Source organism: Nocardiopsis sp. iso_238, from assembly GCF_056173325.1.
In genome coordinates, this window is the sequence record NZ_CM149668.1 from 539,402 (window position 1) to 552,196 (window position 12,795).

A 12,795-nucleotide genomic window follows, 5' to 3' on the forward strand; every position below is an offset into this window, starting at 1 on the left:
CTCGGGCCGGAGGGGTCCTCTTCCCTTCGGCGTGTGCCACGCGTCGCGCGGTGCGTCGCGCGTCGGCGGAGGTCAGTCGCTCGGGGTCCGGGGGAGCACCACCGTCCGGGGGCCCGGGTAGACCACCCGCTCCTCGCCGTCAGCGAAGCGGACGAGGTAGGGCGGACCGTCGTCCGCCCCGAGGACGTCGATGATCTCGGCCTCGTGCTCGCCCTTGGAACTGGTCACCCCGTGTGTGTGCAGCTGGTCTCCGACGGTGGCGCGCATCCGTACTCCCCACGGTTCGACGACCGGCCTCCCCCAGGCTGGTCACAGTCGGGTGGTACCCGCTCACAACCCCGGACGAACCAGGTCCACCTGGGGAAACACCGCCGCATTCGGGTGAACGGTGACACATGGGGGAGGGGGCCACCCGGGCGTGGGGACCGGCGGGCCCCTCGCATAATGAACGGGTGGACAAACTCTCCCCGATCATCGCGTTCGTCGTCTTCATGGGTGTGTTCGTGCTGTCACGGACCCCGCTCCGGGACTTCCTGGAGTCCTGGGTCGCCCTGGAGGGGGTGATTCTCGGCCTGGCCTCCCTCGTGGCCTCGATGGGCGTCGCCGCCCTCGCCGCCGGGGCGGTGCTCTACGTGTCCCGGCTGATCACCGGGGAGTAGCTCGACCGCCGTACGCCCGCGCCCCCGTCTCCCCGCACGTCCCCGTGTGACCGTCAGGCCGGGGTCGGGAGGGGGCAGGAGGCGTTCGCGCGGAGCCGGGCCCGCAACGCGACGACCAGCAGGACGAGCCCGGCGACGGCGAGGAACGGCTGGATCGGCGCGAACCAGGCCATCGCGCCGCTGGTGCCCAGCGCCAGCAGGACGATCTTGTTGCAGACCGGGCAGCCGATCGCGAACCAGGCGAGCAGCCCCCCGCCGAGTCCTCGCCGTCCGCCCGGGCCCTCGGAGCCCTCCGGGACGGGTCGGGTGTACGTGGCCAGGAGCAGCCCGGACAGCACGGAGGTGGCCACCCAGACGGGGTGGGACCACCAGGTGGGTTCGATCTCACGGGCGAAGATCCCGTTCGGGATGAGCACCGCCGGCAGGCCGAGGACCAGCAGCGTCAGCGCCGTCCCTGCCGCGGCGGTCAACCACTGGCGGGTTCCCCAGTCGCGCATGGTCCGTCCTTCCGGGAGAGTGGGCGCGGGGGTCGGCGCACGGCACGCCCCACGCGGTTTCTATGGAGCATAGAGTACTCTCTATCTGTCATAGAAAGCGGGGGGAGCGGCATGCCGAAGGACGCCAGGAAGCCACAGGACTCGGGCCGGAAGGGTGCGGGGACCAAGGGAGCGGCCACACGCAGGGGCACCGGGAAGGGCGGGATGTCGCCGCTGCTGATCGGCGGGGCCGTCACGGTCGCCCTGGTCGTCGCCGTGGTCATCGGACTGCGCATGGAGGGCGGCGGAGAGGAACAGGGGACCCCCGACGCGGCCTCGGCGGTCGACCACATCGACGCCGAACAACGCGAGTGGGGCCAGGCCCTGGCCCGCCGTAACGCCGACGACCCGATGGCCCTGGGCAGCGAGGACGCCCCCGTGGTCCTGGTCGCCTACTCGGACTTCGCCTGCCCCTACTGCGCCTCCTGGGCGCAGGAGACCCAGCCCGAACTGATCGAGCGGTACGTGGACTCCGGTGACCTGCGGATCGAGTGGCGGGAGTTCCCCTACCTGGGCGACCTGTCCACCGACCTCTCCCTCGGGGCTGCCGCCGCCGGGAAGCAGGAGGCGTTCTGGGAGTACCAGGAGGCGGTGTTCGCCAAGCAGGACGAGCTCAAGTCCGCCGACGACCCGGACGGGATCCTCGACGGGATCGTCGCGGACCTCGGGCTCGACGCCGACCGGTTCCAGGAGGACATGGACTCCGAGCGGACCAGCATCGAGGTCGGCCACGACTTCATGGAGGGCCAGCAGATCGGGGTGAGCGCCACCCCCGCCTTCATCGTCAACGGTGACCCGATCATGGGCGCGCAGCCCCTGGACGTGTTCGTCCAGAGCGTCGACACCGCCCTCGCCGCGGCCGGGGAGTGACCGCCATGGACATCGGATTCGTCGCCGCCGTCCTCGGCGGACTGCTCGCCCTGCTCAGTCCGTGCAGCGCCCTGCTGCTGCCGTCGTTCTTCGCCTACGCCTTCCGCGACACCGGGCAGCTCCTGCTGCGCACGGGCGTCTTCTACGTGGGGCTCTGCCTGACCCTGGTGCCGCTCGGCGCCGGTTCGGCCATGGTGAGCGTCCTCTTCTACGGGCACCGCGACCTCCTCATCTCGGTGGCGGGCGGCCTGATCATCGCCTTCGGCGTCGCGCAGATCCTCGGGCTCGGCTTCACCTGGGGCGTCCTGGCGCGGGCGCAGAACCGCTTCGCCGGAGGCCGGGGCAACCTGTCCGTCCTGGGGCTGGGCGCCGTCTACGGGCTGGCCGGGTTCTGCTCGGGACCGATCCTCGGCGCGGTCCTCACCGTGGCGGCGACCGGGACCCCCGTCCGGGGCATGTTCCTGATGGCCGCCTACGCGCTGGGCATGGTCCTGCCGATGTTCTTCCTGGCGCTGCTCTGGGACCACTTCGACCTGGGCGGACGGCAGTGGCTGCGCGGCCGCACCGTCGAGCTGGGCCCGCTCCGCACCCACACGACGGCCCTGCTGTCCGGCGCCCTCTTCGTGGGGATCGGCGTGCTGTTCGTGGTCTTCGACGGCACCGCCTCGATGACCTCGCTCCCCGGCTTCGACCGGATGGCGGAGGCCGCCGACCGCGCCCAGGGCGAGTTCGCGCGGCTGGGGACCAGCACCGACCTCATCGCCCTGGTGGCGCTGGCCGTCGTGGTCGCCCTCGTGGCGGTCACCGCCGTCCGCTCCCGGCGCCGGAACCGCGACGAGGAGGAGACCACCGAGGGGGAGACCGCCGAGGACGGGACCGGGGAAGGGGAGATCACCGAGGCGGCGGGAGCCGAGGAAGCCGAGGAGCACGGCTCCCCGAACCCCGGACGGGCGACCGGGCGTGCGGAGTAGCGCGCGGGAGCACACGGGGCGGTCCGTCGCTCTGGCGGCCCTCCTCCTGGTGGTGGCCTGCGCTCCGCGACCGGGCGGAACGCCCGGCGTGGAACCGCGCGACACCCCGGCCGTACCCCCGCCCGCCGTCACCGGCGCCCTCCCGCACCCCCTGGAGGGGGCGGCCCTGTGGACGGCGCCCTTCTCCTCCGAGCCCAGGGCGGCGGGCTCCTCCTTCGTGGGGGTGTCCCAGGACAGGGCCGGAGGTCCGCTCCACTTCCTCGGCGTGGACCGGGACGGGGTCACCCGCTGGGCCACCGAACGGGACCCCAGCTGCACCGGTTTCACGGTCACGCGCGCCGAGGAGGGCGGGGACGAGTTCGTCGTGCTGCTGGACCGCGAACCCGACCCCGAGGGCGGCGTCCTCGCCCACGTGACCACCGCCTCCGCCCACGACCCCGACACCGGGGAGCTCCGGTGGGGACCGACCGAGGTCCCAGGGACGCTGGTCGGACCGGGGCTGGTGTTCGCCGCCGTGTCGGGCAGCGTCATGACCGAGGAGACCGGCCCCAGGACGGCGCTGGCGGCGGCCACGGGAGAGGTCGTCGCCGACGAGGACGACGGGGACGCCGTCCTGCACGAACACCACGGCACGCTGCTGCTGCACCGGGACGGCGCGCTGCGGGCCGTCGGGCCCGACGGGGAGGGGCTGTGGACCCACGCCGACCTCGCGGTCCCCGACCGTCTGGGCGACCGGCCGGTCGCGGTCGGGTACGGACCCCGGCCCTCCAGCGACTCCGGTGCCGCCGTCGTCCTGGAGTGGACGGCCGACCCCGACGAGGCCGGAGCGGACGAGGACCGGGAGGCGCTGCTGTACACGGTGCACCACCTCCGGACCGGTGAACGCCTGCTGACCCTCGATCCCGGCACCCGCCCCCGCCTGCTCGGAGACGGCCGGGGCCGCACGGTGGTCCTCGGAGCCCCGGCCGGGGGAGGGGAGGCCCGGCTGTACGGCCTGGCCGCCACCGAGCCCGCTCCGGTCTGGGAGCTGCCCGCCCTCCCGGCCGAACGGCTCGCCGGTCTGGTCGGCGGCACCCTGTACACGGACGTCCCCGAGGGCGGGACCGGGCGCGTGGTCGACGCGGCCACCGGGGACGTCGCCGCCGGGCTCGGCGGGGAGACCGCGGACCGGATCCCGGTGGCCGCGCTCCCCGGCGGTCCCGCCATCATGCCGGTCCCCGAGGACGGGGGCAGTGTGCTCGCCGCGCTGCCCGTCCGCTGAACGGGGCCCGGGGTTGCCTATTCTTGGACGGAGAAGCGCATGACGAACGGTGGGCCATGAGAAACACGGTTCCGGGGCTCGGGTCACTGGAGTCCGCGGTGATGGCGGTCCTGTGGGCCGCCGACCGCCCCCTGAGCGTGCGCGAGGTGGTGGACGACCTGGCCGACCGCGAACCGGCCTACACCACCATCTCCACGGTCTTGGAGAACCTGCGCCGCAAGGACTGGGTCGACCGGGAACGCACCGGCCGCCTGTGGTTCTACCGCGCGCTGCGCGACCGGGCCTCGTACGCGGCCGACCGCATGCACGGGGCCCTCGACGACAGCGGGGACTCCCAGGTGGCCCTGCTGCGGTTCGTGGACCGGATGGATCCGCGCGACCTCGACCTCCTCCGCGACCTGCTCGCCGACATCCCCCGGCCGGAGGACGACCCGTGACCTGGTCCGTGGTGGCCCTGGCGGCGGTCCTGCTGTGGAGCACGGCGGGGCCCCGGGTCCTGCGCGCGTTCCAGGAGGGGCTCGGCGCCAGCGCCAGGGCCATGCTCGCGCTCTGGACACTCACCACGGTCGTGTGGCTGCTGGCCTCCGCCGTCCTCCTCGCCACCCTGGCCACGCGGGTGATGGGCCCGGGGGTGAAGGCCTTCGTCGCCGCGTGCGTGGACCTCTACCAGGCCGTCCAGCAGAACGGTGCGGAGAGCGGGGTGGCGGTCGCCGGACTGCTCGGCGCCCTCGGCCTGGCCCGCCTCGCGTGGACGGCCGCGCGCCGCGGCCGGAGCCGACGCGCCTGGACCCGGGAACACGGCCGGGCCCTCGCGGCCGTCGGTGACCGCCGCGTTCTCCACCTGAACCGGGTCTGGCTGGTGGAGGATCCCGAACCCGCCGCCTACTGTCTGCCCGGACGCCGCTTCGGGATCGTGGTCACCCGGGGCGCGCTCGACCGGCTGACCGGACCCGAACTCCGCGCGGTCCTCGCCCACGAGCGGGCCCACCTGAACGGCCGCCACCACCTCCTGGTCACCTGGACCAGGCTGCTGGACACCGCCTTCCCCGGCGTCCCGCTGCTGCGCGCGGCCGCCCGGGAGGTCCCCGAACTCGTGGAGTGGGTGGCCGACGACCACGCCGCCCGTGAGGCGGGGCCGCACGCCCTCGCCCACGCCCTGGGGATCATGGCCGGGGGCCGGGGACCCGAACCGGCGCTGTCGGTGACCGGTGCCTGCCCGGTGCGTCGGGTGCGCCGACAGGTGCGCCCCGCCCGGGCGACCGCGGGACCGGGTACCTACCTCTTCGCCGCGCTGGTGGTGGTCCTGCCGCTGGTGCTCACGGTGCTGGCCACCGCGCTGAACGTCGCCGTCCCGCACTGCGACTGCGTGGGCTGAGCGCCGGGGGAGGGGCCCGCGCGCGACCCGTCCCGACCAGACACGGCCATCGGCAACCGTGGCGCCGCCGGGGCCGTTGGGTCATGCTGGGGTCGTGCAGAGCGAGATCGAGGACGTGTACCGGGTGTTCGCGCGCTACCCCCGACCCGAGAGGGTCGAGGGGTGCCAGCACTGCGTCACCGAGGACGACCACCGTGACCTGCTCGGGGCTCCGCTGCGGGAGCTGGACGCTGAGCGGCTGCGCCGGTACTCCCACAAGGCCCTGAACACGTGGGGCGACGTGGACGACCTGCGCCACTTCCTGCCCCGGCTGCTGGAGCTCTCCCTCCGGGGCGACGCCGACCTCCACGGGCTCTTCGCCAAACTCGGTCAGGCCGGGTGGACCGACTGGCCCGAGGACGAACGCGCGTCGCTGCGGGCCTGCCTGTCCGTCTGGTGGGAGCTCGGTCTCACCGAGGAGGAGCGCGGGCACGCGCCGTGGACGACGCTCGCGGAGTCGGGGGAGGACCCCGGCCCGTACCTGGAGTCGTGGTGGGGCCGGAGCACCCCGAGGGCGCTGTGGACCCTGGTCGAGCTGGTGGGCGAGGTCGCGCACACCGCGCCCCGGGACCGCGACGAGCGCGTGGTCGCCTGGTTGGCGACCACCCGGGGATGGATGGAGGAGGCGTTCTTCGAGGTGTCGGAGACCGGCCGGGTGGAGCTCGCCGAGGCCCTCTCGGAGGCCCGCCAACTCCTGGACCTGGTCACCCTTGACGACGCGGTCGCCGGAACCGGCGGCCCGGACCCGGGCGGATCCGGAACCGACGGGTCGGCGGACCCGCGCTGAGCGGGTGGTCAGCGGACGGCCCCTGCGACGGCGCCCCTCCTGTCACGGGCACCGGGATGTCGCACCGGGGGGCGTGGGCAGGTGACGCGGACCCGACGTCCGCGTGTCCGGGGGCCGGATGAAACACTGCGTCCATGCTCGGTATCACCGACCTGCCGACCTACCTGGCGGGACTCGTCCTCATCGTGCTCCTGCCGGGGCCGAACTCCCTCTACGTTCTCTCCGTCGCCGCGCGCGGGGGCACCCGCACGGGCTACAGGGCCGCCGCCGGGGTGTTCACCGGTGACACCCTGCTGATGCTGCTCGCGGCGGCCGGTGCGGCGACCCTGCTCCAGACCAACCCGCTGCTGTTCACGGTGGTGAAGTACGCGGGAGCCGCCTACCTGGTCTGGATGGCGATCGGGATGCTGCGCGCCGCCCACGCCATCTGGACCTCGCGGCACCAGCGCGCCGAGGAGCAGCGGGCGGCCGACGCGGCGAGGCCGACCACCGGTGAGCGCCCCTTCCACCGGGCGCTCGTTGTGTCCCTGTTCAACCCGAAGATGATCCTCTTCCTGATCTCCTTCTTCGTGCAGTTCGTCGATCCCGCCTACGCCTACCCGGCCCTGTCGTTCCTGGTGCTGGGGCTGCTGCTCCAGGCGTTCAGCCTGCTCTACCTGTCCGTGCTGATCTTCAGCGGGACGCGGCTGGCGGCCGCCTTCGGACGGCGGAGGCGGCTCTCGGCGGGCGCCACCTCGGCGGCGGGCGCGCTCTTCCTCGGCTTCGCGGTGAAACTCTCCGTCAGCAGCGCCTGACGGCGTCCGGGGGCAGCGGCGGTCGAGCGGCCCCGGAGAGGAACGAGTGGACGTCCTGCCTGGAGAGTTCGGCCAGGGAGAGCCCGGAGAGGGTCACCCAGAGGGTGAGATCGGTGAGCGGGGCGGCCCGGCCCTTGGGGAGCCGCCGGATCCGTCGTCCGGGTTCGTCCATGGGTTCAGCCTAGGATCCGGCGAACACGCCCAGGTCCCGGCCGGTTCAGGGGGTTCGGAAAACTTCTCCGGGCTCGCGGAATAGCCCCGGGGGTGGTGTCGTTACACGGTTCGGGTCGGTGCGGTTCAAGTGTCCCCCGGGCTCTAATCAAAGCCTTCAGGGAATACCGCACCCCAGTGGTGGTCAGGAGCCCTGTTGTGCCACCCGCCGTGAGGCGACCGCCGCACCGGCCCCTCGACGTTCCGAAGGCCCACCGGGTACTCCCCGGTGGGCCTTCGTCGTGTCCGCCACGCGGACCGACCGACACGACGGTGCCTTCTGTCGGGCCTGCCGACGATGGTCGTACGTCAGTGGCACGGTGGAGACACCGGTGGACGGGCCCTCCACACCTCAGCGGCCCCCGCCGAACCGCCCGAGGAGGAAGCCATGTACGTGCCCGACGCGGTCTCACCGGCCGAGTGGAACGGGGCCCACCAGGAGCTGATCGCCAAGGAGAAGGAGCTGACCCGCGCGCAGGACCGGCTGGCGGCCGAGCGCAGGAGGCAGCCCGCGGTCCGGATGCCCGGGGAGTACGTGTTCACGGGTGAGAACGGGGAGTCCTCCCTCACGGACCTGTTCGAGGGGCGCCGACAGCTCATCGTCTACCACTTCATGCTCCCGCCCGGCTCCGACCACCAGTGCGAAGGCTGCTCCATGGTCGTGGACAACCTCGGTGACCCCGCGCACCTCAACGCCCGGGACACCACCCTCGCCCTGGTGTCCAGGGCCCCCTACCCGGAGATCGCGGCCGTGCGCGAGCGGATGGGGTGGACGGTGCCCTGGTACTCGTCCTTCGGAAGCCGCTTCAACGAGGACATGGGCGTCACCGTGGACGGCGGTGAGAACTTCGGGCTGAGCGTGTTCATCCGGGACGAGGCGTCCGTGTACCGGACCTACTTCACCCAGGGCCGGGGCGTGGAGAAGCTGGGCACCAACTGGAGCCTCCTCGACCTGACCCCGCTGGGCCGCCAGGAACTCTGGGAGGACAGCCCCGAGGGCGTCCCCCAGGGGGAGCCCTACGCCTGGTGGCGGCTGCACGGAGAGTACGGAGACTGATCCCGCGCCGACCCGGCGCCTCCGCGCCGACCCGGCGCTTCCGCGCCGACCCGGCGCTTCCGCGCCGACCCGGCTCAGCGCGGGACGAGGCCGGTCATCAGGACCCGGATCACGGCCTGGAGCCCCTCCTCGACGTTCTCCACGGTCTCGTTGGCGCTGAACGAGGCGAACCCGTGCAGCGTGGAGGCCACGGTGAAGGCGATCGTCATGGGGTCGCCCTCCGCGATCTCCCCCGTGCGCTGACCCTCGGAGATGGTGTTCAGGACGATGGCGATCATGTCCCCGACGGCCGCGGAGAGCTGGTCGGAGATGTCGCTGTCGTGCTTGCGCGCGTACATCAGGTCGAGCAGGGCGGCGTTGGCCAGGGCGAAGCCGACGTAGGCGCGGGCCAGCCCCAGGAGGTAGGAGCCGGTGTCCGCCTCCGACTGGTCCTGCGCCTCCTTGGCGTGCTCCAGGGCGGCCTGGAGCCGCTGGAACCCGTCGAGCGCGAGGGCGTCGAGCAGCGCCTGCTTGTCCTTGAAGTGGCGGCCGGGCGCCGCGTGGCTGACACCGGCCTCGCGCGCGAGTTCGCGCAGGGAGAGGGCGCCGGGGCCGCGCTCGGCCAGGGTGCGTTCGGCGCTGCCCAGCAGGGTGGAGCGGAGGTCGCCGTGGTGGTAGGGGCGGTCAGCCATGCCCATCAGCATAGTCCAATGTTTGCAATGACAGCATTGTTGTCATTGACAACTTCCGATGGGCTGCCTACGTTGGCGGTATGAGCCGAACCAGCGTGAGCCTGCCCGACCTGACCGGAAGGAGCGCCGTCGTCACCGGCGCCAACAGCGGCCTGGGCCTGGAGACCGCCAGGGTCCTGGCCGGACGCGGCGCCCGGGTGGTGTTGGCCGTCCGCGACACCGCCAAGGGGGAGGGCGCCGCCGCCGAGATCCCGGGCGAGACCGAGGTCCGTCGCCTGGACCTGGCCGACCTGGCCTCGGTCCGCGCGTTCGCCGCCGAATGGAAGGGCGACCTCGAACTCCTGATCAACAACGCGGGCCTCATGGCGGTCCCCGAGTCCCGCACGGCGGACGGGTTCGAGACCCAGTTCGGCGTGAACCACCTGGGCCACTTCGCCCTCACCAACCTCCTCCTGGAACACGTCACCGGGCGCGTGGTCACCGTCTCCTCCGGCCTGCACCGGCTGTCCGGGGGAATCGACTTCGACAACCCCAACCTGGAGGGCCGCTACACCCCCTACCGGGCCTACGGGCAGTCCAAGCTGGCCAACCTCCTGTTCACCCTGGAGCTCCAGCGCAGGCTCGACGAGGTCGGCTCACCGGTGCTGGCCACCGCCGCGCACCCCGGCTACGCCGCCACCAACCTCCAGAGCCGCAGCGAGAACCGCCTGCAGGACGGGCTCCTGCGGATCGGCAACCGGATCTTCGCCCAGAGCGCGTCCGGCGGGGCACTGCCCACGGTCTACGCGGCCACGCAGGACGTCCCCGGAGCGTTCTTCGCCGGGCCCACCGGGCTGTTCGTGAACGGCGCGCCCGGCCCGTCCAGCCGGAGCGGAGCCGCCCTGGACACCGAAGCGGCCCGGCGGCTGTGGGACCTGTCCGAGGAGATGACCGGGACCTCGTTCCCGCTGTGACGCGCACGGCCCCCGAGCGTCGCGCCTCGGGGCCGTCCGACGTCACGGAACGAGGGTGAGTGCGTCCGTGTGCGCCTCCCGGACCGCCTCCTCGGTCACCGCCCAGGGAAGCGTCTCCCCCCGGGCCCACAGCTCCAGCTGGTCGTCGTAGTTCGGGTGGAAGGCGTGCCCGGAGTTGCCGGTCAGGTGGACCCACGTGGAGGAGTCCCGGTCGGCGAGGTCCACGACCATGCGCATGGACGGAACCGTGGTGATGCCGTATCCCTCGGCCGTGTTCCAACCGGTGGCGTTGACCAGGTCGGAGCCGCCCGCGCTCTCCACGGGGCCCCGGTTGAACAGCCACTCCACGGGTCCGATCCCCGAGGTCCCGAACGAGTCGTGGGTGGCGGTCAGGGTGTGCAGGTCGCCCCAGCGCCAGTCGGCGGGGGTGTCGCCCAACAGCTCGGTGAGCTCCTCCACGGCGGCGTCCATCGCGGCGGCCAGCACCTCCTCGCGTCCGCTGACCTCGGCGCCCTCCCACCAGACCGAGTCGGGGTCCTCCAGGAGTTGGGACACCACGTGCATCCCGCGTGAGCGGCCGTCCATGCCGTGCGCCCCCAGTTCGTCGAAGAGCAGGGGGAGGAGCTGGCGCCAGGTCGCGTTGTAGAACGCGGCGGCGGCGGAGTCGGGTTCGTTGCGGTGGTCCCAGTCGACGAGGAGGTCCCGGGCCTCGGCCGTGGTTCCCTCCACCGGGGCGTCCAGCAGGTACGGGGTGATCTCCAGGGCGCTGGTGTGGAGCGAGTCCACGAGGATCCGCTCCATGTCCGCGACGCCCACGGGGCCCTCGGCCGTGGCCTCGTCCAGGAGGTCGTTGATCCGCTGGCCCCGGTAGCCGTAGTTCCAGTCCGAGGTCAGGAAGTGCTCGTAGTCCTCGTCCACGACCGCCTCGTTGGCGGTGACGATCACCCCGGACTCCGGGTTGTACACGCTGGGCAGCTCGTCGAAGGGCAGGAACTCGTCCTCCCAGTCGTAGTCGGAGTCCCAGCCGGGGGCGGGCCAGCGGCCGTCGCCCTTGCCCCGTACCGGCACCAGACCGGGGGCCTGGTAGCCGATGTTCCCCTCGTTGTCCGCGTAGACGAGGTTCTGCGAGGGCACGTCGAACTTGCTCGCGGCCTCGCGGAAGGTGTCCCAGTCACGGGCGCGGTTCAGTGAGAAGATCGCGTCGGCGGTGGTGCCCGGCTGGAGCGCGGTCCAGCGCAGGGACACCTGGTAGGGGGAATCGTCGCCCTCACGGGGGTTCGCGCCGATCTCCCGCAGGTCGGAGCCGGCCGCGGTGGTGGACAGGATCGGGCCGCGGTGCGTGGACCGGACGGTCAGCTGGAGGTCCTCCCCGCCGGAGACGGCGATGGTCTCCTCGATGACCTCCAGGGGGCGCTTCTCCCCGTCCACGACGTACTCGTCGCCCTCGACCCGCTCCAGGTAGAGGTCCATGACGTCCGGGTTGAGGTTGGTGAAGCCCCAGGCGATGGACTCGTTCTGGCCGATGACCACGCCGGGCAGGCCCGAGAAGCTGAACCCGCTGGTGTCGAAGGGGCACTCCTCGGTGAGCTCCGTGCAGTGCAGCCCCATCTGGTACCAGGTGGACGGCATCGAGGCACCCAGGTGGGGGTCGTTGGTGAGCAGCGGGGATCCGGTCTCCGTGTGCTCACCGGACACGACCCAGGAGTTGGATCCGAGGTCGGGGTCGTCGGAGGGGCCGAGGAGGTCGGGGACGGCGTCGTGCACGTCGGAGAGTCCGCCCAGCGCCGCCAGGGCCTCCTCGGGCAGGTCGGGGGCGCGGCCCAGGTCGGCCTCGGAGCCGGTCCCCTCATGCTCGTCGGTGTCCGTGATGGGGGCGTGCTTCTCCGTCGGGTACGGCGGGTAGAGCTCCTCGATCAGCTCCTCGTCGAGGCCGTCGGCGAGGAGCAGGGCGCGCCGGGTCTCGTCCTGGAGGTTGCCGCCCAGGTCCCAGGCCATGGCCTTCAGCCACGCGAGGCTGTCGGTGGGGGTCCAGGGCTCCACGGTGTAGTCGTCCGCGGTGATCCCGAGGAGGCCGTACTCCAGGCTGGCCGAGAGGCCCTGGTTGTCGTCGATCCAGGCGTTCACCCCGGCCGCGTAGGCGTCCAGGTAGCGGCGGGTGTCCTCCTCCAGGAGGTCGTACTCCTGCTCGGCGACGCGCCGCCATCCCATGGTGCGCAGGTAGACGTCGGTCTCCACCTGGCCGGGGCCGAAGAGCTCGGCGGTGCGGCCCGCCGTGACGTGCCTGCGGAAGTCCATCTCCCAGAACCGGTCCTGGGCGTGGGTGAACCCCTGGGCCACGAACAGGTCCTCGGCGTCGTCGGCGTACACGTGCGCCACGCCGTGTTCGTCGCGCAGCACGGTCACCGGGGCGCCGAGTTCGGACAGCGTCAGCTCGCCGGAGGTGGTCGGGAAGGAGCTCCGTACCGCCCAGACGGCCAGGAGCGAGGCGATCAGTGCGAGAGACGCGACCGTGGCGACAAAGCCCAGAAAGACACGAAGAAGGACACGCTTCCGCATTACACCCATGTCGGAACCCTAGGGCGTTTCCGCTCGTGTGCTCTAGGGCTCGATCG

Annotated in this window: 15 protein-coding genes; 10 read left to right on the forward strand and 5 right to left on the reverse strand. The window is 72.5% G+C overall.

What is annotated here, in order from left to right; genetic code table 11:
* Nucleotides 1-72: 72 nt before the first annotated feature.
* Nucleotides 73-267: a DUF1918 domain-containing protein gene (locus tag AC0VYL_RS02445; protein WP_475458663.1), complete on the reverse strand. Its 195-nt coding sequence runs from the start codon at nucleotides 265-267 to the stop codon at nucleotides 73-75.
* Between the two features lie 185 nt (nucleotides 268-452).
* On the opposite strand from AC0VYL_RS02445, the gene AC0VYL_RS02450 reads away from it, so the two are divergent.
* A complete protein-coding gene (locus AC0VYL_RS02450; protein ID WP_475482188.1) occupies nucleotides 453-659 on the forward strand; it encodes a hypothetical protein in 207 nt (68 codons plus the stop codon).
* A 53-nt stretch (nucleotides 660-712) separates the two neighbouring features.
* On the opposite strand, the gene AC0VYL_RS02455 is transcribed toward AC0VYL_RS02450, so the two are convergent.
* Entirely contained in the window at nucleotides 713-1,156 is a 444-nt protein-coding gene (locus AC0VYL_RS02455; protein ID WP_475482189.1) for a hypothetical protein, read from the reverse strand.
* A gap of 204 nt (nucleotides 1,157-1,360) precedes the next feature.
* On the opposite strand from AC0VYL_RS02455, the gene AC0VYL_RS02460 reads away from it, so the two are divergent.
* The 7 genes from AC0VYL_RS02460 (at nucleotide 1,361) to leuE (ending at nucleotide 7,292) form a co-directional block, all read left to right on the forward strand.
* Complete coding sequence (locus AC0VYL_RS02460; RefSeq protein WP_475482190.1) at nucleotides 1,361-2,065, forward strand: DsbA family protein; 705 nt, start codon at nucleotides 1,361-1,363, stop codon at nucleotides 2,063-2,065.
* A 5-nt stretch (nucleotides 2,066-2,070) separates the two neighbouring features.
* On the forward strand, nucleotides 2,071-3,036 hold the full coding sequence (locus tag AC0VYL_RS02465) for a cytochrome c biogenesis CcdA family protein (RefSeq protein ID WP_475458672.1): 966 nt from the start codon (nucleotides 2,071-2,073) through the stop codon (nucleotides 3,034-3,036).
* Nucleotides 3,026-4,297, forward strand: coding sequence for a PQQ-binding-like beta-propeller repeat protein (locus tag AC0VYL_RS02470; RefSeq protein ID WP_475482191.1), 1,272 nt, complete (start codon nucleotides 3,026-3,028; stop codon nucleotides 4,295-4,297). The genes AC0VYL_RS02465 and AC0VYL_RS02470 overlap by 11 nt, the downstream gene beginning before the upstream one ends.
* 56 nt (nucleotides 4,298-4,353) lie before the next feature.
* Nucleotides 4,354-4,734, forward strand: coding sequence for a BlaI/MecI/CopY family transcriptional regulator (locus AC0VYL_RS02475; protein ID WP_475458677.1), 381 nt, complete (start codon nucleotides 4,354-4,356; stop codon nucleotides 4,732-4,734).
* Complete coding sequence (locus AC0VYL_RS02480; protein WP_475458679.1) at nucleotides 4,731-5,672, forward strand: M56 family metallopeptidase; 942 nt, start codon at nucleotides 4,731-4,733, stop codon at nucleotides 5,670-5,672. Before AC0VYL_RS02475 ends, AC0VYL_RS02480 begins: the two co-directional genes overlap by 4 nt.
* A 94-nt stretch (nucleotides 5,673-5,766) precedes the next feature.
* Nucleotides 5,767-6,498, forward strand: coding sequence for a hypothetical protein (locus AC0VYL_RS02485; protein WP_475458682.1), 732 nt, complete (start codon nucleotides 5,767-5,769; stop codon nucleotides 6,496-6,498).
* A 134-nt stretch (nucleotides 6,499-6,632) separates the two neighbouring features.
* Nucleotides 6,633-7,292, forward strand: coding sequence for a leucine efflux protein LeuE (gene leuE / locus AC0VYL_RS02490; RefSeq protein ID WP_475482192.1), 660 nt, complete (start codon nucleotides 6,633-6,635; stop codon nucleotides 7,290-7,292).
* On the opposite strand, the gene AC0VYL_RS02495 is transcribed toward leuE, so the two are convergent.
* Nucleotides 7,279-7,464 carry a hypothetical protein gene (locus AC0VYL_RS02495; protein ID WP_475482193.1) on the reverse strand — a complete coding sequence of 62 codons (186 nt, stop codon included), beginning with the start codon at nucleotides 7,462-7,464 and terminating at the stop codon, nucleotides 7,279-7,281. The two genes, leuE and AC0VYL_RS02495, sit on opposite strands and share 14 nt — an antisense overlap.
* A gap of 426 nt (nucleotides 7,465-7,890) precedes the next feature.
* On the opposite strand from AC0VYL_RS02495, the gene AC0VYL_RS02500 reads away from it, so the two are divergent.
* Nucleotides 7,891-8,559, forward strand: a complete 669-nt coding sequence (locus AC0VYL_RS02500; protein ID WP_475482194.1) for a DUF899 domain-containing protein — start codon at nucleotides 7,891-7,893, stop codon at nucleotides 8,557-8,559.
* Between the two features lie 74 nt (nucleotides 8,560-8,633).
* Here AC0VYL_RS02500 and AC0VYL_RS02505 read toward each other — a convergent pair whose 3' ends face one another.
* Nucleotides 8,634-9,230: a TetR/AcrR family transcriptional regulator gene (locus AC0VYL_RS02505; RefSeq protein ID WP_475482195.1), complete on the reverse strand. Its 597-nt coding sequence runs from the start codon at nucleotides 9,228-9,230 to the stop codon at nucleotides 8,634-8,636.
* 80 nt (nucleotides 9,231-9,310) lie between these two features.
* Here AC0VYL_RS02505 and AC0VYL_RS02510 point away from each other — a divergent pair, with 80 nt between their 5' ends.
* Nucleotides 9,311-10,183, forward strand: coding sequence for an oxidoreductase (locus AC0VYL_RS02510; RefSeq protein WP_475482196.1), 873 nt, complete (start codon nucleotides 9,311-9,313; stop codon nucleotides 10,181-10,183).
* A 42-nt stretch (nucleotides 10,184-10,225) separates the two neighbouring features.
* Here AC0VYL_RS02510 and AC0VYL_RS02515 read toward each other — a convergent pair whose 3' ends face one another.
* On the reverse strand, nucleotides 10,226-12,739 hold the full coding sequence (locus AC0VYL_RS02515; protein WP_475482197.1) for a penicillin acylase family protein: 2,514 nt from the start codon (nucleotides 12,737-12,739) through the stop codon (nucleotides 10,226-10,228).
* Nucleotides 12,740-12,795: the final 56 nt, after the last annotated feature.

Coding starts and splice junctions, on each gene's coding strand:
- AC0VYL_RS02515 (WP_475482197.1), bottom strand. CDS start 12,739: ATGCGGAAGCGTGTCCTTCTTCGTGTCTTTCTGGGCTTTGTCGCCACG.
- leuE (WP_475482192.1), top strand. CDS start 6,633: ATGCTCGGTATCACCGACCTGCCGACCTACCTGGCGGGACTCGTCCTC.
- AC0VYL_RS02455 (WP_475482189.1), bottom strand. CDS start 1,156: ATGCGCGACTGGGGAACCCGCCAGTGGTTGACCGCCGCGGCAGGGACG.
- AC0VYL_RS02495 (WP_475482193.1), bottom strand. CDS start 7,464: ATGGACGAACCCGGACGACGGATCCGGCGGCTCCCCAAGGGCCGGGCC.
- AC0VYL_RS02445 (WP_475458663.1), bottom strand. CDS start 267: ATGCGCGCCACCGTCGGAGACCAGCTGCACACACACGGGGTGACCAGT.
- AC0VYL_RS02460 (WP_475482190.1), top strand. CDS start 1,361: ATGTCGCCGCTGCTGATCGGCGGGGCCGTCACGGTCGCCCTGGTCGTC.
- AC0VYL_RS02500 (WP_475482194.1), top strand. CDS start 7,891: ATGTACGTGCCCGACGCGGTCTCACCGGCCGAGTGGAACGGGGCCCAC.
- AC0VYL_RS02505 (WP_475482195.1), bottom strand. CDS start 9,230: ATGGCTGACCGCCCCTACCACCACGGCGACCTCCGCTCCACCCTGCTG.
- AC0VYL_RS02510 (WP_475482196.1), top strand. CDS start 9,311: ATGAGCCGAACCAGCGTGAGCCTGCCCGACCTGACCGGAAGGAGCGCC.
- AC0VYL_RS02465 (WP_475458672.1), top strand. CDS start 2,071: ATGGACATCGGATTCGTCGCCGCCGTCCTCGGCGGACTGCTCGCCCTG.
- AC0VYL_RS02475 (WP_475458677.1), top strand. CDS start 4,354: ATGAGAAACACGGTTCCGGGGCTCGGGTCACTGGAGTCCGCGGTGATG.